At 69.6% G+C, this 21,641-nt stretch carries 19 protein-coding genes and 1 pseudogene; 9 read left to right on the forward strand and 11 right to left on the reverse strand.

Annotation, left to right across the window (positions count from 1 at the left end; all coding sequences use genetic code 11):
* Positions 1–165: 165 nt before the first annotated feature.
* Positions 166–2,301, forward strand: a complete 2,136-nt coding sequence (locus VKQ35_RS00865; protein ID WP_324358054.1) for a TonB-dependent receptor — start codon at positions 166–168, stop codon at positions 2,299–2,301.
* 21 nt (positions 2,302–2,322) lie between these two features.
* Here the strand turns inward: VKQ35_RS00865 and VKQ35_RS00870 are convergent, their stop codons facing one another.
* The gene (locus VKQ35_RS00870; protein ID WP_324358056.1) at positions 2,323–4,998 is read right to left on the reverse strand and encodes a TonB-dependent receptor; all 2,676 of its coding nucleotides are present in this window, start codon (positions 4,996–4,998) and stop codon (positions 2,323–2,325) included.
* 257 nt (positions 4,999–5,255) lie between these two features.
* Here VKQ35_RS00870 and VKQ35_RS00875 point away from each other — a divergent pair, with 257 nt between their 5' ends.
* A complete protein-coding gene (locus VKQ35_RS00875; RefSeq protein WP_324358058.1) occupies positions 5,256–6,287 on the forward strand; it encodes a YncE family protein in 1,032 nt (343 codons plus the stop codon).
* Positions 6,288–6,297: 10 nt separating this feature from the next.
* Here the strand turns inward: VKQ35_RS00875 and VKQ35_RS00880 are convergent, their stop codons facing one another.
* Positions 6,298–7,353 (reverse strand): hypothetical protein, encoded by a 1,056-nt coding sequence (locus tag VKQ35_RS00880; protein WP_324358059.1) that lies wholly within the window; start codon positions 7,351–7,353, stop codon positions 6,298–6,300.
* A gap of 253 nt (positions 7,354–7,606) precedes the next feature.
* Between VKQ35_RS00880 and VKQ35_RS22015 the strand changes: the two are divergent.
* Positions 7,607–7,804, forward strand: a pseudogene (locus VKQ35_RS22015) (TetR family transcriptional regulator); the annotation flags it as partial.
* Between the two features lie 34 nt (positions 7,805–7,838).
* On the forward strand, positions 7,839–8,279 hold the full coding sequence (locus tag VKQ35_RS00885) for a hypothetical protein (RefSeq protein WP_324358060.1): 441 nt from the start codon (positions 7,839–7,841) through the stop codon (positions 8,277–8,279).
* 24 nt (positions 8,280–8,303) lie between these two features.
* Here VKQ35_RS00885 and VKQ35_RS00890 read toward each other — a convergent pair whose 3' ends face one another.
* The 8 genes from VKQ35_RS00890 to VKQ35_RS00925 all read right to left on the reverse strand — a co-directional run bounded on the left by VKQ35_RS00890 (position 8,304) and on the right by VKQ35_RS00925 (position 16,581).
* On the reverse strand, positions 8,304–8,585 hold the full coding sequence (locus VKQ35_RS00890; RefSeq protein ID WP_324358062.1) for a hypothetical protein: 282 nt from the start codon (positions 8,583–8,585) through the stop codon (positions 8,304–8,306).
* A gap of 60 nt (positions 8,586–8,645) precedes the next feature.
* On the reverse strand, positions 8,646–9,209 hold the full coding sequence (gene pal / locus VKQ35_RS00895; protein WP_324358064.1) for a peptidoglycan-associated lipoprotein Pal: 564 nt from the start codon (positions 9,207–9,209) through the stop codon (positions 8,646–8,648).
* Positions 9,210–9,377: 168 nt separating this feature from the next.
* A complete protein-coding gene (locus tag VKQ35_RS00900) occupies positions 9,378–10,886 on the reverse strand; it encodes a Do family serine endopeptidase (RefSeq protein WP_324358065.1) in 1,509 nt (502 codons plus the stop codon).
* A 155-nt stretch (positions 10,887–11,041) separates the two neighbouring features.
* Positions 11,042–11,530, reverse strand: a complete 489-nt coding sequence (locus VKQ35_RS00905; RefSeq protein WP_324358067.1) for a MarR family winged helix-turn-helix transcriptional regulator — start codon at positions 11,528–11,530, stop codon at positions 11,042–11,044.
* Between the two features lie 423 nt (positions 11,531–11,953).
* Positions 11,954–12,769, reverse strand: coding sequence for a DUF1775 domain-containing protein (locus tag VKQ35_RS00910; RefSeq protein ID WP_324358068.1), 816 nt, complete (start codon positions 12,767–12,769; stop codon positions 11,954–11,956).
* Between the two features lie 16 nt (positions 12,770–12,785).
* Positions 12,786–15,086 carry a TonB-dependent receptor gene (locus tag VKQ35_RS00915; protein WP_324358070.1) on the reverse strand — a complete coding sequence of 767 codons (2,301 nt, stop codon included), beginning with the start codon at positions 15,084–15,086 and terminating at the stop codon, positions 12,786–12,788.
* Between the two features lie 80 nt (positions 15,087–15,166).
* Entirely contained in the window at positions 15,167–15,547 is a 381-nt protein-coding gene (locus tag VKQ35_RS00920; protein ID WP_324358072.1) for a DUF2946 family protein, read from the reverse strand.
* A 65-nt stretch (positions 15,548–15,612) separates the two neighbouring features.
* Positions 15,613–16,581: a sugar kinase gene (locus VKQ35_RS00925; RefSeq protein WP_324358073.1), complete on the reverse strand. Its 969-nt coding sequence runs from the start codon at positions 16,579–16,581 to the stop codon at positions 15,613–15,615.
* Between the two features lie 110 nt (positions 16,582–16,691).
* Here VKQ35_RS00925 and VKQ35_RS00930 point away from each other — a divergent pair, with 110 nt between their 5' ends.
* Positions 16,692–17,648, forward strand: a complete 957-nt coding sequence (locus VKQ35_RS00930) for a sugar phosphate isomerase/epimerase (RefSeq protein WP_324358075.1) — start codon at positions 16,692–16,694, stop codon at positions 17,646–17,648.
* Between the two features lie 215 nt (positions 17,649–17,863).
* On the opposite strand, the gene VKQ35_RS00935 is transcribed toward VKQ35_RS00930, so the two are convergent.
* A complete protein-coding gene (locus tag VKQ35_RS00935; protein ID WP_324358076.1) occupies positions 17,864–18,472 on the reverse strand; it encodes a hypothetical protein in 609 nt (202 codons plus the stop codon).
* Between the two features lie 145 nt (positions 18,473–18,617).
* Here VKQ35_RS00935 and VKQ35_RS00940 point away from each other — a divergent pair, with 145 nt between their 5' ends.
* From VKQ35_RS00940 to VKQ35_RS00955, 4 genes are read left to right on the forward strand one after another with little or no spacing between them, the layout of a single operon-like run.
* Positions 18,618–19,349, forward strand: a complete 732-nt coding sequence (locus tag VKQ35_RS00940; protein WP_324358078.1) for a hypothetical protein — start codon at positions 18,618–18,620, stop codon at positions 19,347–19,349.
* A 2-nt stretch (positions 19,350–19,351) separates the two neighbouring features.
* Entirely contained in the window at positions 19,352–20,047 is a 696-nt protein-coding gene (locus VKQ35_RS00945; RefSeq protein WP_324358079.1) for a hypothetical protein, read from the forward strand.
* Between the two features lie 11 nt (positions 20,048–20,058).
* Positions 20,059–20,769, forward strand: coding sequence for a hypothetical protein (locus tag VKQ35_RS00950; protein ID WP_324358080.1), 711 nt, complete (start codon positions 20,059–20,061; stop codon positions 20,767–20,769).
* 2 nt (positions 20,770–20,771) lie between these two features.
* On the forward strand, positions 20,772–21,545 hold the full coding sequence (locus VKQ35_RS00955) for a hypothetical protein (RefSeq protein ID WP_324358082.1): 774 nt from the start codon (positions 20,772–20,774) through the stop codon (positions 21,543–21,545).
* Positions 21,546–21,641: the final 96 nt, after the last annotated feature.

The following is a 21,641-nucleotide window of genomic DNA, read 5'->3' on the forward strand; positions in this document are numbered from 1 at the left end:
AATTGGGGGCGCCGGCCCCACCCCGCCGCTGGACATTGGCGATTTTCAAGGCCGGTGACAGCTCTCGGTGACGCCTTGCCCCTTACACAGGACCCTGCGGCCGGCCCGGCCAGGGGTTTTGGGGACCAGATGCGTCGACTGGGGGGATTTGCGGCGGCGGTAGCCGTGGCCGGCGCGACCGGCTCGCAGGCGCTTGGCGCGCCGGCGCCCGCGCCGGGTCGCGCCCCGACCACGCCCACCGTCCAGGAGGTGGTCGTCACCGGCGAGGCGGCGCAGACCCAGACCCTGATCGACCGCAAGACCTATTCGGTCACCAGCGACCTCCAGTCCACCTCCGGCTCGGCGGCGGACGTCCTCAACAATGTGCCGTCGGTCGCGGTCGACGCCGACGGCAATGTCAGTCTGCGCGGGGATGGCAATGTCACCATCCTGATCGACGGAAAGCCGTCCGCGGAGTTCTCCGGCTCCAGCCGCGGGCAGAGCCTGCAGCAGTTCTCCGCCAGCGACATCGCCAGGATCGAGGTGCTGACCACGCCGCCGGCCCAGTTCAAGGCGGAGGGTTCGGGCGGCGTGATCAACATCATCACCAAGAAGACCCGCCAGGCCGGCCTTTCCGGCAGCGCGCAGCTCAGCCTGGGCGACCAACGGCGCTACGTCGCGGGCCTCGCCGGGGCCTACAACGCCGGCCCCTTGAAGCTGTCCGGCGCGCTTGGGCTGCGCCAGGACGCCCGCGAGCGGCTGACCACGACCAACCGCGCCGTCCTCGATCCGTCATCCAACGCCGAGGTCGCGAGCCTGCAGAGCCTGGACGAGCATCAGAAGCGGCTGACGCCGTCGGCGAAGCTGGGAGCCGACTACGACCTGAACGACCGCCAGTCGGTGGGCCTGTCGCTCAGCCACCGCGAACTGTACGGCAACCGCAACTTCAACCAGCACGACACCGACGGTCCGCTCGGCGGCGCCGTCGCCGACATCTCCGACCGGCACGACGACGGCAAGGACTGGAACGTCAACACCAGCGAAGGCTTGCGGTTCGACCAGAAGCTAGGGCGGCCAGGCGAGACGCTCGGTCTTGGCCTCCAGCGCAGCGCCGAGCACGAGCGCGAGAGCAACGCCTACCGAAACACCTTCGCGCTGCCACCCTCGGCGCCGACCTTCGACGAGCTGCACATCAGCCACGACCTGGTGAAGACGGAGTTCAGCGCCGACTACGACCTGCCGCTGGCCAAGGGCCGGGAATTCAAGGCCGGCTACGACCTTGAGCATGACCAGAATGCCTTCGACCCGCGCGGCGGGACAATCGATCCGGTCACCGGCCAGATCACCGACGACCCGAACGTCACCAACCATTTCCGCTACCGCCAGACCGTCAACGCGGCCTACGCCCAGTATGAGACGCCGCTCGGCCCCTGGGACGTCCAGGCCGGCGTCCGCTTCGAAGCCGCCAGGGCCACCACGCTGCAGATCACCGGCGACATCCCGGGCGGGCGCAGCGATTCCGGCCTCTACCCGAGCGTCCACCTGACTCGGGCGCTTGGCGACGACGGCAAGCTGTCGTTCGGCGTCAGCCGCAGGCTGACCCGGCCCGACCCGGAGATCCTCAACCCCTTCGCCGACCATCAGGACACCCACAACCTGCGGGCCGGGAACCCGAACCTCGCCCCGCAGGACACTTGGTCCTACGAGGCCGGCTACAACGGCGCCCTGCGGGCGCTGGCCTATGGGGCGACGGCCTACTACCGCTTCGACCGCAACAGCGTCACCGACATCGTCCAGCCGGTCAGCGACGACGTGGTGCTGACCACCAAGGCGAACCTGCCCAAGAGCCGCTCGGCCGGCCTCGAGCTGACCGCGAACGGCAAGCTGATCGGGCATTTCTCCTACAAGCTCAGCGGTGACCTCTTCACGACCCAGATCGACGCCACCGCGCTGGGCGCGACGGGCCTTAGGTCGACCACGGGCTTCAACATGAAGGCCAACCTGGACTGGCGGCCCACCCAGGCCGACACCGCCCAGGTCTCGTTCAGCCGCACCGACAAGCGCCTGACCCCGCAGGGCTCGGTCGCCGCCATCAACCTGGTGAACCTCGGGTTCAAGCGCCAGCTGGCGCCGAACCTCGCCGCGGTGATCACGGTCACCGACGCCTTCGACGGCCAGAAGCTGCACCGGCTGATCGTCACGCCGCTGCTGCGCGACGACTACCTGCGAAATCAGTACGGGAAGCTCGCCTACGTCGGCCTCGTCTACACCTTTGGCGGCGCGGTGAAGGCGAAGGCGGAGGGCTTCGACTACCAGCCGTGATCGTGCCGCGTCACCTCCGGCTCAGAGTTTGAAGCGCACGCCGGCCTCGTAGGTCACGTCGTAGAACTCGCGCTGGATCGGGCGGTCGGGGCTGCCCTCGTAGTAGCGCAGGGGCGTGTTCAGCAGGTTCTTGGCGTTGAAATAGACGCTGAGGCGCGGGTCGATCTGATAGCTCGACGTGAAGTCCATCGTCAGCCGCTTGTCCTGCAGCACGTCCAGCGCCTTGTCGCCGCCCAGGCCGAACAGGCTGTGGCTGACATATTGCGACGACAGCCGCAGCTGAATGCCCTGCGCCTCGTAGAAGCCGGCGAGGTTCCAGGTCACCTTCGAGGTGCCCGGCAGCAGGCCGAACTGGTTGGTCCCCGTCGCGCTGGTGGCGGCGTCGTATTCCAGGATGCGGGAGTCCACCAGGGTGAGGTTCGCCTCGACGCCCAGGCCCTCGAACGGCTCGGGCAGGAAGGTGAATTTCTGATGATAGGCGAGCTCCGCGCCCCGGGCGTGGGCCGAGGAGACGTTCAGGAAGGTCGTGACGTCGGCCAGCTGTCCCGGCGCCAGCGGGTCGGTGGTTACCCCGTGCTGCACGCGCGGCACGATGTAGTTGGAGAACTCCTTGTCGAACAGGCCGCCCTCGATGATCCCGCCGTTCGCCAGGTAGTATTCCAGCGACAGGTCGAAGTTGTCGCCGGTGATCGGCTTCAGGTTGGGGTTTCCCCGGCTGATCAGCACCGGGCTGTTGGAGAAGTCCACCGAGGAGGCGGCCGCCACCTGCTCGAAGCCGGGCCGGCCGATGCCGGTGGAAAAGATGGCGCGGGCGATCAGGTTCGGGGCGATCGCGTACTTGGCCTGCACCGTGGGGAAGACGTTGGTGTAGTCGTCCTTGCGCGCGACCAGCGCGGTGGTGGAATCGCCGGCGGCGTCGGTCGTGGTCTGGAACGCGGAATATTTCGCCCGCGTCGCCTCCACCCGCGCCCCGGCCAGGAAGTTCCATTTGCCGATGTCGGTCGAGTACTGGGCGTAGCCAGCGTAGATGTCCTCGTCGGCGGTGAAGAAACCGCCCTGATTCAGGTCGCTGGTGGTCGATCCCGCCTGGCCCACCAGGATCTTGCGGATGGCGTAGCGGTCGATGAACGGTCCGTTCGGGTAGTGGCCGTCATAGTACTGGTTCGCCGCGGTCGAGGCGGCGGCGAGGTTCAGCTGCGGCGCGACGATCCCGTCCTCGACGAACGGGTTGACCGTCTTGTCCCGGATGCGCGCCTCGGCCCCGATCTTCAGCCGGTCGGAGTCGTTGATGAGGCTGAGCGGGAACTGCAGGTTCGCCGCGTAGGAATATTCCTCGTCGACGTCGTGTTCCGTCGAATTGGTGATGCGGTTGAGGTTGTAGGCGCTGGCCGTGTCCGGATTGAATCCGCCGGGGTAGCTGAAGCTCGGCGTCGTGGCGTTGGCGATGTTGTTGTAGTCGACCGCTACGGTCGGGGCCGCGAAACGCGCGCCGATGTTGTAGCCCACGGCGAAGGTCGCCCGGCTGTACGCGGCGCGATAGTCCAGCTGCACGTCGCCGAAGCGGTCGCGGCCGCCGACCACATAGACCTGGTTGCGGTGGGTCTCCTGCTCGTCGGTCAGGGTCACCTGCGGCTGGGCGGTCGCCAGGAAGGTGGTCCCGTCGGGGCCGCGCGGCACGCTGCCGTCGGCCTGCTCGGCGCCGTCCAGGTTGCGCAGCAGGTAGAAGTTCTTGTGCACTGCCTCCGTGTAGCCGGCGATGCTGGCGCGCAGGTAGTAGCTGTGGTCGTCGTTCGGCTGGAAGTCGAACTCGCCGCCATAGCCGAAGCGCCGGCGGTGGTAGTCGTAGCGGCGGAAGTCCACGCCGCTGAACGCCTTGCCCTGGATGCCCGCGTCGGCCTTGGCGGGAACGCCGGTGTCGTCGATGTAGCTCTCTTCCAGGTCGTCCACGGCCCGCCGGTCGTCCTTGCGCGACGCATTGAGGACGAAGGAGAACGGGTAGGGGTTGGAGATCCATCCCGCGCGCACCGGCGCCTGCTGGCCGTCGCCGGCGACGATCAGGCCGTGGTCGCCAAAACCGAAGCGCGCGCCGCCGGCCAGATCTATATCGACGGGTCCGGTGTGTTTGTGCAGCGGCTCATAGCCCCAGCCCAGCGTGCCTTCCAGGAACGGCTGGACGATGTGGGCGGCGGAGCGCGGCGTGAGCTCGATCGTGCCGCCCAGGCCCTCGCCCTCCTGGTCGGGCAGGCGGGTCTTGGTGACCACGATGCCGTCGATGGCGCCGGTAGGGATGGTGTCGAACTCCACCGCCCGGCCGCCGCCGCCCGCGGCGGTTCCGCCGGCGTTGGTGTTGAGCAGGACCACCCCGCCATAGGTCGCCCCGTTCAGGTTGGCGTCGATGCCGCGGATGTTCACGAATCGGCCCTCGCCGGTGTCGCTGGACAGCGAGACCCCCGGGATTCGGCCCAGCGCCTCGGCGGCGTTGAAGTCGGGGTATTTGGCGATCGTCTCGGCCGATTGGACGTCGATGAGGTTGGGCGCTTCCTGCTGGCGCACCCGCGCCAGCGCCTCCTCGCGCGGCGCGGTGACGACCACGTCGCTGACGGTGGGGTCGGCGGCCACCGCGTCGGCCGCATGGGCGCTGGTGGCGAGCAGGGCGGCGCTCGATCCGAGCAGGGCGGCGCGAAGCTTGAGATTCATCGAATATCCCCGTGCAAAATTCCGGTGGCGGACAATCAGAGGCGGCGCCGGCGCACGGGCCGCTCACTCGGCGGTTGTGCGGCGGCTTCGTGCAGCTTGCGTGACGGTTCGCGCAAAGGTCCGCGACAAAGGCCGAGCTTGCGGGGCGCTCGGGGCGTCAGATTGGGGGTGTCACACGCCCGCCGCGGGGAGGATGCTAGCCAGGCCCTTCACCTGCGGGTCAGGCCGTCTGACCCCGGATCACCGGAGCTTTTGCCATGTCGCCTCGCTGGATCGCCGCACTGTCCTTAGGCGCCGTCCTGACGGCCTCGCTCGGCGCCCACGCCGCTGATGCGCCGCCGACCTACAAAGTGACGAAGACGGTGCCCCTGGGCGCGCCCGACCGCTGGGACTACGTCGTGTTCGATCCGCCCTCGCACCGGGTCTATGTGGCGCACGGCGACACGGTCTCGGTGGTCGACGGCCGCGATGGCCATGTCATCGGCAAGGTCGAAGGGATTCCCGGCGGAACCCACGGCATTGGCGTCTCGGCCGCCACCGGCAAGGGCTACACCGACGACGGCAAGGCGGGTGAGGCGGTGGCCTTCGACCTGAAGACCCTGAAACTCGGCGCGCATATTCCGGCGGCCGACGACGCCGACGCCATCGCCGTCGATCCGGTGACCGGCCACATCTTCATCGTCGAGGGCGATCCGGCCAGCGTCACGGTGATCGACCCGAAGACCGACAAGGCGATCGCCACCATCAACGGCGGCGGCAAGCTGGAGTACGCGGTGGCCGATGGCCGCGGACACCTGTTCGTCAACGGCGCCGGCAAGCGCGACATCGTCAGCATCAACACCCGCACCAACGCGGTCGACGCCCACTGGCCGATCCCCGATTGCGCAAGCCCCCACGGCCTGGCGATCGACCGGGCTGGCCATCGGCTGTTCGTCAGTTGCGTGAACAGCCTGATGACCGTGCTCAACGCCGACACCGGCGCGGTCGTCGCAAGCGTCCCGATCGGCAAAGGGACGGACGCGGCGGCCTATGACCCCAAGCGCCATCTGGTGTTCAGCTCGAACGGTCTGGACGGCACGCTCTCGGTGATCCGGCAGACGGGGCCTGACACCTATGTCCCGGCCGCCACCATCCCCACGGCGGTCAGCGCCCGGACCATGTCCATCGATCCGGAGACCGGTCGGCTCTACATCGCGGCCCTGGAAATGATCCCCGCCACGACGCCCGGCGGGCGCGGCACGCCGCGTCCCGGGACTTTCCGGCTGATGTTCCTGGATCCGGCGAACTAGCCCCGGGCGGCTATTTGCCGACCACCAGGACCGAGAAGGTCCCGGGCAGCATCGGGCCCCGGCGCCCGCGCCCGGGCGGCGCCGGCGGCGCGCCGGCCGCGGGCGCCGGCGGTGGGCCGAAGTCGGCGGTGATCAGCAACACGTGGTTGGTCTTGCTGTCCAGGGTGAGCGTCTTGGCGCCGACCTTGGTCTGCACGGTCTGTTCGACCACGAAGCTCGTGGGGCCGGTCTCCTTGATGACGGTGAGCGTGCCGTCGCCCTGGGAGCTGAAGGCCTCGCCGGTGGCTGGGTTGAACGCCGCGCCGTCGACGCCGACGCCGATCGGCAGGACGTCGAGGATCTTGCCGGTGTTGGAGTCCAGCATGGCCATCACCGCCGGATTGCGACAGGCGACGAAGAGCACGTGATGCTTCACGTCGAAGGCGAGGCCCGCCGGGGTCCCGCACTTGCCGTCCAGGCTGTAGGCGGCGGTCTTGGTCAAGGTCTTGGTGTCGACCACCGCGACCTGATCCTTGTCCTCCACGTCGACGTACAGGTGCCCCTTGCCGTCGGTGACCGCCTGTTCCGGCGCGCCGCCGATGTCGACCGTGCCGACGATCGCCCCGTCCACGGCGTTGATCACCGTCACGTTGGGGGCGGAATGGCTCAGCACATAGATCCACTGGCTGGCCGCGTCGCCGAGGATGCCGTCGGGATTGCCCTGCACGTCGATGGTCTTGATCGGCGCGAGCGTCTTGGCGTCCCACATCGCAACGGGCTTGCTGCTGGAGAAGCCGTGGCCCGATTTCGCATCGACCGCCGCGCCATGCCCGCTGGTCTTGGCGATCTCGCCGGCCGGCTGCAGGCTGTCGAGGTCAAGCACCATCACCCGCGCGCCGGTCCCGCCCCGCGGAATGTACAGCCGGCGGTTGGCGGCGTCGGCGTAGACGTAGTCGAAACCGCCGTCGCCCCCGGCCTGGACCGTCTTCAACACATGATAGGGGCCCGCGGCCGGCTCGCTCCGAGCCGCGACGGCCGATACGGCGAGGCCGATCGCCAAGGCGCAGATCGTCAGCTGTTTGGCCATGTCGTGGCTCCTCAATTTCGGTCCGGTCCAGGCGGCCGGTATCTCGCCGCGCGCCCAGCCGCGACCTTTCAGGTTGGACGCCCGGCATAAGAGGCCAAGATCGCCGCCGACGCACATTGGGAATCCTCAATATCGCGGTTAGGCGGGACGCCTCCGCGGCGCCGCCGGACGCCTGCCTTGGCAGGGCGCGCCGTTCGTGATCCAAGCCCCGTTACCCGCCGGGAGCTTGGCGCGCAGGTGCGCGGGAGAGGGAATGGGTCTGGTGAGCAGCGAGGTGCGGCCAAAGCGCGGCCGCGGCTCCAAGCCGCGGGTCGACGTGGCCGCGCGCCGCGAGGCCTATATCCGCATCGCCAGCCGGGTGTTCCTGGACAGGGGCCTGGGCGCGGCGACCATGCAGGATGTGGCCGACGCCGCCGGGGCGCCGAAGGTGCTGATCTACCGCGTCTTTTCTTCGAAGCAGGCTGCTCGGCGCGATCCGCGACTTCGTGCTGGCGCGGATCGAGGTCGCCTATCAGGCGCCGACCAACGTCTATGGCGGACGGGCGCAGCAGATCGCCAGGGCCGCGCGGGATTGTCCCGAGGCGTTCCTGCTGGTGTTCCGCTACGCCCAGGCCGGCGTCGAGCAGCCGGAGTGGCGGCAAGCGATCTTCGATCTGGTCGGCGACTACACGCTCGACCGCTGGTTCCGGCCAGGGCCCGACGCGCCGCCCGGCGCCGAGCAGCGCGCCCGCTACGCCTCGCGGCTCAACGTCGGCCCATTCATCGAGAACCTGATCCGCTGGATCGAAGGCGAGGACGGCCTGGATGAGGCCACCCGCCTCTATTGGTGGGGCCGCATCCAGAAGGAGTTCCACCTGTCCTCCCGCGAGGCCTTCCGGCTGGGCAGCCTGCCGACGCCGGCCTACGTCCTGCCGCGCGAGCCCTGAGGGGCGCCGCGGCCTTTCGCGGGCCTAGTCCGACGCCGCGGCGGGCGCCTGATCCTTGGCCTCGAACAGGCCGTCGAGGCGCTGGCGGACCTGGCCCATATATTCGTCGCGGGCGACCGAGCGGGGCCGCGAGAGCGAGATGTCCTTGGCGATGGCGTCCTTGATCCGGTCGACGGCGGCCTTATCGAGCACGCCCGCCCGCACGAGCTCGGCGCTCAGCTGCAAAAGGCCGATCGCAGTCGCCTGCGCGCGCAGGCCCACGAAGCTCACCGTCTCGTGGAGCCGCAGCTCCTCACTTTCGTCCATCGCCTACACTCCCCAGCGACGCGCCCCCGCGTGTCTGCCGGGGACTGTAGGACGAGGTCGTCACCTCGCTCCAGACAATATCGCGGTGTGGGCGTTGCGGTTGTGGGCCATGGCCTCTTCGGTGCCGCCGGCGTCGATCGGCTTTTCCTTGCCGTAGGAGACGGTGGAGATGCGGCTGCCGGCGACGCCGAGCGCCTGCAGGAACTCCTTCACCGCGTTGGCGCGCCGGGCGCCGAGCGCCAGGTTGTATTCCTCCGTGCCCCGCTCGTCGGCGTTGCCCTCGATGCGGATCTGGACGGCGGAATAGCGGGTGAGCCAGGCGGCCTGGGCGGTCAGGAGCGCGGTGGCGTCGGGGCGGATGTCGAACTTGTCGTACTCGAAGTAGACGCGGTCGCCGACGTTGACGACGAAGTCGCGCTCGGAGCCGGGCAGGGGTGCGGTGGAGACCGAGGCCGGCGGCGGCGCGGGCCTGGGCGCCGGACGCGCGGCGGGCGGCGGCGCCGGTGGCGGCGGGGCCGACGTGGGCGCGGGCTTCGGGTGCGAGGCGCAGGCCGCGAGGCTCGCCACGGCGGCGGTCAGGACGGCGTAGCGGGCGGTGCTGGCGAGGACGGCGGACGGGCTCATCGGCAGGTCTCCTCGGACGCGGCAAGGCCACGGCCGGCAAGGTGTCTCTCCTGACGGCAAATTACATCACGACACGATGTATTGTCGCGGGGTTTTTGCGAGATGGCCTAAAAACAGAAACGGCGGCGGATCGCGCCGCCGCCGTTTCAGACCTGTTGGCGCGCCGGATCAACCTTGGGCGGCCTCGATCTCCACCGGCAGGTAGACGTGGCGGCCGTTGTGGGTGACCAGCAGCAACACCTGCTTGTGGCCGGCCTCCTTGGCCGCCTTGATGGCGGCGGAGACGTCGGCGACCGAGTTGGCCTTCTTGCCGCCCACCTGCTCGATGACGTCGCCCGGGCGCACGCCCTTCTGGCCGGCGTCGGAGGCGGGGGAGACCCGCTCGACGGTCAGGCCGCCGCCCTCGTGCGGCGCGACCATCAGGCCGAGGCCGCCGGAGGCCGAGCCGCCGCGTTCGCCGAGCGGGCCGCCATCGCCGCCGTCATTCAGCGCGAGCTGCTCCTCGGAGGGCCGTAGGCCCGAGCGGATGGTCAGGGCCTGCGGGCGCCCGTCGCGGCGGATCTCGATCTGGATCGGATCGCCGGCCTTCACCATCGCCACTTGCCGCGTGAGGTCGCCGGACGAGGTGACGGCATGGCCGTTCACCTTCAGCACCAGGTCGCCGGACCGGACGCCGGCCCTGGCGCTGGGACCATCGGGGACGACGTCGGCGACGAGCGCGCCCTGGTGGACCGGCAGGCCGAGGCTTTCGGCGATGTCCGGAGTGATGTCCTGGATCGTCGCGCCGATATAGCCGCGGCTGACCTTGCCGTTGGCGATCAGCTGCTTGCTGACAGACGCCACCACGTCGGCGGGGATGTCGAAGCCGATGCCGATCGAGCCGCCGCTGGACGAGAAGATGGCGGAGTTCACGCCCACGACGCGGCCTTGCAGGTCGAAGGTCGGGCCGCCGGAGTTGCCCCGGTTTATGGGAGCGTCGATCTGCATGTAGTCGACGTAGCTGGAGCCGGAGACATTGGCCCGGTTCAGCGCCGAGACGATGCCAGCGGTCACGGTGCCGCCGAGGTTGTAGGGGTTGCCGACGGCGACGACCCAGTCGCCGACCCGCGGTTTGGCGCGGTCCTCGAAGCTGACGAACGGATAGTTGTGGCCCTCGACCTTGATGACCGCGAGGTCCGTGGCCGGGTCGCGGCCGATCAGATGGGCGGTCAGCGTGCGGTCGTCGCTGGTCCGCACGGTGATCTTGTCGGCGTTCTCGACCACGTGGTTGTTGGTCACCAGGTAGCCGTCGGCTGAGATGAAGAAGCCGGAGCCGGTGGCGCGCATCGGCGTCGGCCGCGCCTGCTGCGGAATCTGGCCTTGCGGGAAGAGACGGCGGAAGGCGCCCAGCGGGTCGCCATCATCGCTGTCGTCGCCGCCGAACGGTCCGCCCTCGGAGAGCGCGGTGGCCTGGCGGCTGGCGTGGCCCTCGATGTCGACGGACACCACGGCCGGGGCCACGCGGGCCACGAGATCGGCGAACGAGGGCGGCGCGGCCGCGGCGGGCGGGGCGATCGGGTGGGCGTTGACGGCGCCGGGCTCGCCCGTGGCGGCGGCGACGGCCAGGTGCCCGCCGGCGAGAAGCGCTACCGCGGCGGCGGCGCCGACGGCGCCTGAAACAAGTTCCTTCTTGGTCATGTTGTGCTCGATGCAAACGAGGTTGATGTGGGCGCCGCCGGCCGGCAGGCGCGGCGGCTCACCGGAAGGCTAACATCGCAATCCGAACCATTTTTGGGCGTTGCGGCGTTCACCTCATGGCGAAGGTTGGGCGCTTTCGCCGGAATTGGGCGCGGTCAGGCCTTGCCGCGCTTGGGCCAGGCGCCGCCGCCATCGAGGCGCCGCACGGTGTCGAGGATTTCGGCGAGGATCTCGGCGGTCTCGTTCAGCTGGCCGAGGTTGCGCAGCGAGATGGTCTCGAGGATCTCCGCCCCGCGCGGCAGGATGCGCAGCAGCACGCGGCGGCGGTCCTCGTCCGAGGCGGTCCGCTCGACGAGGCCGTTCTCCGCCATCCGCGCGACCAGTTCGAGGGCGCTGTGGTTCTTGATGAACAGGCGCTCGGCGAGGCCGCCGATGGTCAGGGCTTCCGGCCCGGGATGGCTGCGGATGGCGAGCAGGGCCTGGTGCTGCTGCGAGCTGATCCCCTGTTCGCGGGCGCCTTCCTCGCTGAACTGCAGGAACTGGCGCATGGACCAGCGGAACTGGCCGAGGGCTGCGTATTCGGCGTCGCTCAGCCGCGCCGAGCGCCGCTTGCCGGCCGCCGTCTTCGAAGGCTTGGCGCTCACGCTGTGGTCCCGGCTCTAAAGGCTCAACAATTATATCATGATACGAGGTGTTCGCCGCCGCAGCCACCCTCGTTTCGGCGCCGAGGGCGGACGGCAAGGCGACGAGATCAAGGCCGGGGAATATCCCGGAGGAGACCCCATGGCGGAACCCACCTGATCTCGCCGCCCAGCGCCCATCGCGGACCAGGCGTCGTCCGCGACAGGGCCGGCGACGCCTGGAGGGCGGCTGGCGATCCAGCGTCCAGGCGATGTCGCTTCTTCGCGGAGAGCCTTGTCGGAGGCGGCTCCTTGGCCCGCGGCGACGCGCCAGCGCCGCCCCTTCAGTCCGTCTACAGAACGGGGCGGCAAATAGATCGTGGTGCGATATTAGGGCTCGTGCAAGCGCGGCGAGGTCCGCTCAGGAAATTGTGATCGGGCGCCCGCTCAGTGGGCCAGATGCCAGAGGTTGGAGACCTTCTCGCCGGCCGGCGCCTCGCCCGGCTTGTCGCCGGAATAGGTGTAGAGGGGCTTGGTCTTGTAGGTCCATTGCGCCGAGCCGTCCTCGCGGCTGATCGGCGAGAAGTCGCCCATCGGCTTGGCGGTCTTCGGCGCCTTCAGGGGCGGCCACATGGCGGCGCAGTCGGTCTCGCAGTGCGACATGCCGACCATGGTGTCGATGTCCCAGGTGTAGAGCGGCTTGCCGGCGGCGTCGGCCAGGGCGCCGTCGGCGCGGCGCTGCACCTCCTTGGGCAGGCGTCCGCCGCCACTGGCTGTCGCCGGGGCCGGCGCCTTCTCAGGGTCCGCCGCCGCCAGGGTCACGGTCGGCGCGGGATGCGCGGGCTTCGGGCGGCCGGCTTCGACCGGCTCGTCCCAGCGCACCTGCGTCGCGCCGCAGGACTGCACCGCCACGAAGGCCACCGCCGCGCGGTCCCGGGGCATTCGCACGCGCACCGGGAAACTGTCGGCCTTGATCAGCGGCCCGCCGTCACGCCAGGACACCGCCCGGCCGCCGCCGGGCAGGGTCTCGACCGTCAGGGTCCAGCCGGCTTTCGGCTGCGGCGCCACCTCGCTGACGGACTTGGGCATCTCGACCCGCAGCGCCGTGGTGGGCTGGCCGCTGCAGCCGTGGCCGACCATGAAGTTGAGCGTTTCGGTCGCGCCGGGCGCCGCCGTCGCCGGCTGGACGACCACATGGGCCTGGGCGGCGGACGCCAACCCGAGGACGGCGAGGCAGGACGCGGCGTTCAGAAGAGCGTTCATGGAAGTCTCCAAAGGCTCAGTAGCTGTACTTGAGATCGACGACGAAGGTGCGCTGCGGGAACGGGTGGAAGAGGAAGTATTTCCGGTCGTTGAGGTTATCGACGCCGACATCGGTCGCCAGGTGGTCGTTGATCCGGTAGCGGACGTGGGCGTCCATCACGAAAAACGCGCCGAAGCCCTGATAGGTGTTGGCGTAGTGGTCGCTGTTGTCGATCGTCGCGAACATCCGGTCCTCGTAGCGGGCGGCGAGCGTGACATCGAGCTTCGGCAGGGCGGGCGGCGTGTAGGTGGCGACCACGGCGCTCCGCCAGCGCGCCAGCTGTGGCAGGCGCTTGCCCTCGGCCGCCGGCAGCACCGGGTCCTTCACCGTCTGAGCGTCGAGATAGGTGATCCATCCGGAGAGCTCGAAACCCTTCACCAGCAGGTCCCTCTGGTCGGCCACCAGTTCGACGCCTGTCGAGCGCGTGCGGTCGACGTTCTGGACGAAGGTCGCGGTCGCGCCGTTCAGCGGCCCGGTCTGGGAGATCAGCGCGTTGTGCACGTGCTCGTCGAACAGCGAGACGCGCACGGAGCCGTCCGACCAGTCCTTCTCGGCGGAGAGTTCGCTGGAGATCGCGCGCTCAGGCCGCAGGTTCGGGTTGGGGACCGAGAGGATCGCGCCCGTGGTCACCGCCTGATAGAGCTCGGAAACGGTCGGGAAGCGGTTCGCGACGCCCACTGACCCCTTGAAGGTCCAGTCAGCGAGTGGCGACCAGGCCAGCACCGCCTTCGGCGAGAAGGCCTCATCGCTGATTTCGGGCTGCTGGGTGTTGAGCGCCGGCGACGCCGAGAAGTTCAGGCCCTTTTCCGCGCGCCACCATTCATAGCGCCCGCCCAGCGTCAGCTTGACCTGCGGAGTGATCGCCCAGACGTCCTGGGCCCAGATCGCCCAGGTGTGGGTCTGGCCCTTGCTGATCGTCTGGGTCGCGCCCGGCGCCGACGCGGTCCAGTCGGCGAGCGCGAATTTCTCGCTGTCCAGCAGGTAGCTGTCGCCGTGCAGGCCGAACATCACCGTCTGGTTGGCGCCCGGTCGCCATCGCCCATCGGCGTCCAGCGTGATCCAGCCGGTCCCGTCCAGCTCCGCGTCGCTGCCCGCGCCGCCTGCGAAGGCCGCCGGAAGGGCGGTGGTCGGCGTGCGCTGATGGCTCTTGAGGTAGTTGAAGCCGGTCAGGGTGAGGTCGTAGTCGAAGGTCCCGCCGGTGTGGGAGCTGACCGACAGGCCCTGGGCCAGCTCGGTCTCGTCGAGATGGTAGACGCCGCCGTCGAAGCTTGAGGCGGCGATATTGTAGGCGCGGCCCTGGATGTTGAGGGCGCCGGCGTAGGCCGCGGCGCCTGTCGGATCGCGCAGATAGCTGTTCACCGTGGAGTCGTCGTCGTTGAGGAACAGGCCGAAGGTGTAGGCCGCCGTCACCGACGGGGTGAGGTCCCAGGTGAAGCGGCCGGAAAGGTTGTCCTGGACCTGGTGTTCCAGCCCGCTGGAGCCCAGCACCACGATCGGCGCGCTGGTGCGGTTGGCGTCGTTGAAGGCGCCCGTGACGACGGTTCCGGCCGCGCTCGCCGCCGCCGGCACGGTCGCGGTGACGTAGGTCAGCGGCTGGGCGCGGTTGTCCAGGTGGTTGTAGCTCAGCCGGAAGGCGAACGGGCCCGACCGGTCGCCGAGGCTGCCGGCGAAGCGGGCGGTCCCATAGTCCTTGTCGTCGCCGTATTTGGAGAACGACTGGCTCGCGCCCTGGACCTCGGCCTGGGCCTCCAGCTTCGACGGCATGCGGGTGACGAAGGCGATGACGCTGCCGATGGAGTTGCCGGCGTAGGCGGCCGAGAACGGGCCGTTCAGCACGTCGACCCGCTCAATGGCGTCGGGGTTGATCAGGCCCCACTTCGGCGAGGCGGAGGTGTTGTTGTTGCCGATCAGGGCCGACAGCAGGATGCCGTCCACGAACAGCATGGTGCGCGCCGAAGCGCCGACGCCGGAGGTCCGGCTGGTGATCGGCGACTGGGTGTCGCCGATGTGCCGCTGGCGAACCAGCACGTCGGGCACGTAGCGCAGGGCGTCCTCCGGCGTGAAGACGTTGGTGGTCTTCTCCAGCTGGTCGGCGGTGACCGTCGAGACGGTGTTCGGCACATCGGCCAGGTTGGCGATGGAGGAGGGCGCGGTGACCGTGAGACCGGAGATGGTCGAGGCCCCGGAGTCGAGGGCGGCGTCATCGGCCGCGCGGGCCGCTGTGGCGGCTGTCGCCAGGCAGAGCGCGCTCGCGCCGGCCAGAAGCAGATATCGCATGAAAAGTCCCTTGCAGCCGCGGCCGAGGCCGGCGGCTCAGACGTCAGGACGCGCCGCCTCTTGGGAGGCCGCGCGGCGGATCAGACGGTCTGGTAGGGAGCGGGCGGCCCGCGGGCCTTGGGCCGCACCAACGGCGGGCCGCGCGCGCTGTGGTCGGAGACCGGCGGCGGCGCGATCCAGGCGACGCTGGTCGGCGTCGGGATCGGCGCGGCGAGGGACTGCAGCGCCACGTGGGCGGCGGCGACACAGAAGGGGCAGTTGGCCGCGGCGGCGGCCTTCTTGGCGGCGTCGCCGGGCTTGGCCCCCATGCCGGGCATGGCCGACATGTCCATGCCGGGCATGTCGGGGCAGGGCATGGCCATCGGCGCGGAGGCGGGGGCCGTCCCGTCGGCCACGGCCTGCATCACCGTCGACTTGACGCCGGCGAACGTCAGCAGCGCGACGGCGAAGAACGCCGCCATGCGGGCCGCCAGATCGAGCGGCCCCGTCCTGGCGAAGTATGTCCTGGCGAAGGGCTGGCGAGGAGTCACGGTGCTTCGGATACACCCGGTCCCGAAAACGCGCCAGGGGGCTGACGCTGGGGCATCGCCTCCAGCGGGATGATCGCGCCGATGTGCTGGACGACCTGGGCGGCCAGCGTGTGGCCGGCCTCGACGGCGACGGTGGGCTCGGCGCCCTTCAGCCAGGCGGCGAGGAAGCCCGCGTTGAAGCTGTCGCCGGCGCCGGTGGTGTCGGTGGCCTTGGCGGCGGGCGGCGCGGGCAGCGTCAGGACCGAGCGGGCGCCGTGGACGTCGACCTGGCGGTCCTCGGCCCGGGCGAGGACCAGCGGCCCCTTCGCCGCCCAGCGCCGCGCGGTCTCGTCGAGCGGCGCCTGGCAGAGCGCCTCCACGTCCGGCCCGCTGGCCGAGACGATGCGGCAATGGGGGATCACCGCCTCGACAGCCGCCAGCGCGACCTCGCGCGACGGCCACAACCGGGCGCGATAGTTGGGGTCGAAGGCTACGGGCACGTCGTGGCGGGCGAGGTCGGCGAGGATTTCCGAGAGCGCCGCGCGGCCCGCCTCGCCGATCACCGCCAGCGTGATGCCGGAGACGTAGAACAGCTCGGCGGCGCGGGCCGCGGCGATGAAGCCGTCGAGGTCGGCGATCTGGAAGAACTGCCGCACCGGCGCCTGGTCGCGCCAGTAGAAGAACCGCCGCTCGCCGTCCGCGTCGCGCTCGATGGCGTAGAGGCCGGGCACGCGGCCCTCGACGCGGGTGACGAGGCTATCGCCGATCCCCTCCGCGCCCATGCGCGCGAGGATCGCGGCGCTGAACGGATCGTCGGCGCCCACCGCGGTGGCGAAGCTCACCTCCCGGCCGAGGCGCCGCAGGTAGACGCAGGTGTTGAAGACGTCGCCGGCATAGCCGATCGCCGCCTTGTCGGCGCCTGTGGAACCCGGGCCGGCCAGGCTCAGCTCCACCATGCATTCGCCGAGCGCGACCACGCCGCCCATGTCTTGTCCGGTCCCTCACTGATTTGGCCCAAAATTTGGAAGACGCACGCTAGCGTGCTTCGATCGCGGCGCATAAGCCGGTTCGTGCGAGTCTTTTGGGGGTGCTGGAGATGATCGATTTGTCCAGGCGGAGCGCGATCGGCGCGGGCCTCGCGGCCGCCGCGGCGGGACTGGCAGGCGGCGCGGGCGCGGCGGGCGCGCCGTTCTTCAAGCGCACGAAGCTGCCGATCGGGCTGCAGCTCTACACGCTGGGCGGCGACCTGCGGGCCGACGTGGACGGGATGCTGGGGCAGGTGGCGAAGATCGGCTACCGCACCGTCGAGCTGGCCGGCTATCTCGGCAAGACGCCCAAGGAGCTGCGGGCCAGCTTCGACAAGGCGGGGCTGAAGGCGACCTCCAGCCACGTGCAGGCCGAGGGCAATGGGGCCGAGCCGACGCTGGCGCAGATCGACCGGGTGGTCGCCGACAGCAAGGTCATGGGCGTCACCCACATCGTGCTGCCGAGCGTGCCGATGCCGGCGCACGTGGACGCCAAGGCGCGGCCCGGCGAGGACCTCGCCGCGCGCTTCGCCCGCGTCTACGGCCAGCTGACCGCCGAGGATTGGAAGTCGGTGGCGGACCTGCTGAACGCCAAAGGCCAGGTGCTGAAGGCGGCCGGCATGACCATGGGCTATCACAACCACAACGCCGAGTTCATGCCGCTCGCCGGCACGACCCCGCTGGAGATCCTGCTGAAGAACACCGACCCGAAGCTGGTCTCGTTCGAGATGGACGTGGGCTGGGTGGTGGCGGCCGGCGGCGACCCGTTCGCGCTGATGAGGGCGCACAAGGGCCGCTTCAGCCAGATGCACGTGAAGGACGTTAAGGCGACCACCAAGCCCAACTTCGCCTTCCAGCAGGACCCCACCGAAGTCGGCAGCGGCATCATCCCCTGGCCCAAGCTGCTCCCCGCCGCCTACGCCGAGGGCGTCCGCGGCTTCTTCGTCGAACAGGAGCCGCCGTTCGCGCGGCCGCGGATCGAGGCGGCGAAGCTCTGCTTCGACTATCTGGACAAGGTGGTGGCGTAGGGCGCGTCGCGGCGCGCTCACCTCCCCCGCGAAGCGGCGGGAGGGGGACCGCTCGCCAAGCGCAGCGACGAGCGAGTGGTGGAGGGGGCGAGCCACCTCCACGATATCCAATGCGTCCGATCGATCTGCTGAGCCTGAGGCTCGCCCCCTCCACCATCGGCTCTTCGGCCGATGGTCCCCCTCCCGCCGCTTCGCGGGGGAGGTGAGGCGGCGCGTCAGCCGGTGTCCGCGAGGGGCGGCTTTGCGCTGGTGTTCGCGGGCGCGATGGTCTGCGCGGTGGTGACCACCAGCTCTCCGGAAAGGCGCATGTCGGCCTTCAGTTTCTGGGCCAGGACCTCGATGGGCATGTCGGCGAAGCCAGGGGCGTCTTCGGCCTCATAGAGGCGGGCGTCGAGGTCTTCGAGGAGGACTTCGTATTCTTCCTCGTCGCCTTCGGATTCGGTCCAGAGCAGGCGGTTCAGGACCGCCTTCACCCGGCGCTTCTGGTTCTCCTGCGGCGAGGGATCGGTGAGGTCGCGCAGCGTCGCCTGAGCGGCCTGCATGATGCGGCTCTCGCGCAGCTGTGCATCGGCGGCTTCAGCCGCGGCCTCCCGCGCCGCTTCGCGGGCATCCCGCGCGGCGTCGCGGTCCAACTTGGCGTCCAGCGCCAGCGTCAGGCGCACCGTGCGCGAGGTCTTCTGGAAGGCCTGCGCGAGCGCGGCCTTGTCGTCCGGCGTCTCGGCTTCACGGGCGGCCACCGCCAGGTCGCGCGACAGCATCAGGCCGAGCTCGGCGAGCTCACCCAGAATCTGTTCGACCCGTTCCTGCTTGGCGCTGCGTGACATAGAACAAAACAAGAACATACATCGACCCTGAAGTCAAGCTTTTTCGCATCGCGCCCGCGTTGCGCAGCGGGCAGGTTGCAGCCGCGCCGCGAGTCCGCTTAGCTCAAGGGGCGTAGGCGTAGTCCGCTTGGGGGAGCGGCCGGGCATGGACATCCACAAGCCGAAGCCGTGGCACGGCGTGCGCGAGTTCCTGAAGGAATATCTGACCATCGTCGTCGGCGTGCTGACCGCGCTCGCCGCCGAGGCGGTCGTCGAGAACCTGCACGAGCACCGCCTCTCCGCCGAGGCGCGCGAAGCGGTGCGGGGCGAGATCGCCACCGACCTGGGCTGGATGCAGCAGCGCCGCAACGAGCAGCAGCCCTGCATCGACCGGCGGCTGGACGAGCTGTCCGCCATCCTCGACGCGGCGCGCGAGGGCCAACCTCAGCCCGTCGTCCGGTGGGTCGGCCGGGTGATGAACCAGCCGGTCGTCTCACGGCGCTGGGCCGCGGCGTCCCAGGCCGGGCGCACGGCCCTGTTCAACAGCGAAGAGCAGGCGTCCTACGCCTCGATCTACTTCGTCCTCGACGGCTTCGCGACCCGCCAGGAAGAGGAACAGCAGACCTGGCCCGCGCTGCGCGCCCTGGAAGGCGCGAAGACCCTGTCGCCGCAGATGATCTGGGGCCTCAGCGAGGCGCTGCAGAAAGCGCGGATGGAGAACTATCTCGTCAAACGCTCCACCGACCGCGCCTTCGCAAGCGCCAAGGTCCTCGGGATCGCGCCGGCCGCGTCGCCGCACAACGCGGCTGACCTTGCTGTCCCGCCGGCCTGCGTGCCGATCGACACGGACCGCGCGGCGGCCTTGGCCCTGATCCGCAACCCGAGCGGGGAGCCCTGACCATGGACATCCACAAACCCAAGCCCTGGCACGGCGTCCGCGAGTTCCTGAAGGAATATGTGATCATCGTCGTCGGCGTGCTGACCGCGCTGGGCGCCGAGGCCATCGTGGAAAATCTCCACGAACGCCGCCTGTCCGCGGAGGCCAAGGAGGCGGTCCGCGATGAGATCAACGTCGATCTCACCAATGTGGCCCGCAGGGCCCAGTGGGAGCCCTGTCTTGCCCGGCGCCTGGATGAGATCTCGGCGCTGCTGGACCGCGCCGATGCCGGCGAAGCCTTCAAACCCCCGGCCGAAGTCGGCGGCCCGCTTCTCCCGACCATCTACACGCAGCGCTGGACGGCGGCGACCGCGGGCGGACGGACGAGTCTGCTATCCTCCGATGAGCAGCGGGCCTACGGCCGGGTCTACAATCAGCTGGACCATCTCGACGCCAAGCAGGGCGCCGAAGCCGAAGCCTGGCTCCGGCTGGGCGCGCTCAACACCCTGCGGCATCTGACGCCGGAGGCGATCTACGACCAGAGGTTGGCGGTCGCTAAGGCGCGCCAGATGAATCAACTTGTCCAGTCCAACATCCGCCAGATCAGGGTGTTTGCGGGCCGGCTGGGGATAAAGGGCGATGCGAACTTGCAGATGGCGCCCTCAGAGGCCGCCCGCGTGCCAACCGCCTGCATGCCGTTCTACGGGCCGGGGAAATAGGGGCGGAGGCCATGGACATCCACAAACCCAAGCCCTGGCACGGTTGGCCCGAGTTCGCCAAGGAGATCGGCACCATCGTCATCGGCGTGCTGATCGCCCTCGGCGCCGAACAGGCGGTGGAATGGCTGCATCACCGCGCCGAGGTCGCAGAGGCCCGCCGCGCGCTCAATGAGGAAGTGGCCTTCGACCTCGCGAGCTTTGACTTCTCGGTCGCCCAGACCGGCTGCATGACCCGGCGCCTCGACGAGCTGACCCTCTGGCTCAAGTCCCAGGACAGCCGCCGGCCGCTGCAGATCGCCGCCCCGCTGCCGACCATCCCGGGCATCATCTTCCGCACCTCCGTCTGGCGCGTGGCCTCGGTGGCCGCCGTCGCCCAGATGCCGTTCGAGGCGCGGGTCGACTATGGGAAGTTCTATGACGCCGTCGCCAACCACGACGGGGTGCGGCTCCGTCAGATCGAGCTCTGGCGCGATGTTTCGCGGCTGCTTCGCGCCAAGACGCTGAACGACGAGCAGCGGCAGCGCGCCGCCGACGATCTCGACCAGTTGCGGGCCGACAACGAGGGCTTGGCGGGGCGCATGAGGTTCCTGCGCGAGTATGGCGCGGCGCTCAAGGTCGAGCCCTCGGCGTCCGCCCGCGCCCGCTTCGAGACCGACCAGGCGCATTGGGTCCAGGCGTTCTGCAAGCCGCTGCTGCCGTCCGGCGCGGCCGGGAAGCCTTGAGCATGGACCTCCACAAACCCAAGCCCTGGCACGGCGTCCGCGAATTCCTGAAGGAGTACGTGATCATCGTCGTCGGCGTGCTGACCGCGCTCGGCGCCGAGGCGGTGGTCGAGAACCTGCATTGGCAGGAGAAGGTCCGGCGCGCGGAGGCGGCAGAGCGGCCGGAACTGCAGGCGCTCTATTTCGCCGCCTATGAGCGCAACCGCACCTATCCGTGCCGTGAGCAGCGCATCGATCAGTTGAAGGCGGCGCTGCTGGCCGGCCAAGGCGAATGGACGCCGCTGCCGCCCATGAAGGTCCTGGGCCGGGATGTGGCGTTGGCCACTGTGAGCCGGGGCTGGCGAGACCAGGTCTGGCGCTCGGTGGTGGCCGACGGCACGGCCTCGCATCTGCCGCCGGCCCGCGAGCAGCTGTACGCCGATGTCATGGGCCAGGCGGAGGCCATCGAGGCCCACAACACCGATGAGAACGCCCAGAACGCCCAGCTCAACCTGCTTCAGAACCGCGTGCTGCTGTCGCCGGACATGCGCGCCCAGCTGGTGGAGAAGCTCGAACAGGAACGAGGTCGCAACTGGCGCGAGGCGGCCACGGCGCGGCAGTTCATGCTGAAGATCGACAAGCTTATCGCGCCCGATCCGAAGGCCATGCAGGAACGGCTGGAAACGGCTTCGGGGACCTACGAGGCCTGCTACGACGCGGGTCTGCTTCCGCACGGCTCGCCGCCGCACCACGAGCCCTCGCCCGAGGTGGCCCGCATGCTCGGCGGCAAGTTCTAAGGGGCGGCGCATGGACATCCACAAACCCAAGCCGTGGCAGCCTTAGCGCCGGTTGCTCCTCTCCCGGACGCGGCAGCGTCGCGGGAGAGGTTGGGA

Source organism: Phenylobacterium sp. (genome assembly GCF_035309685.1).
GTDB lineage: Bacteria > Pseudomonadota > Alphaproteobacteria > Caulobacterales > Caulobacteraceae > Phenylobacterium.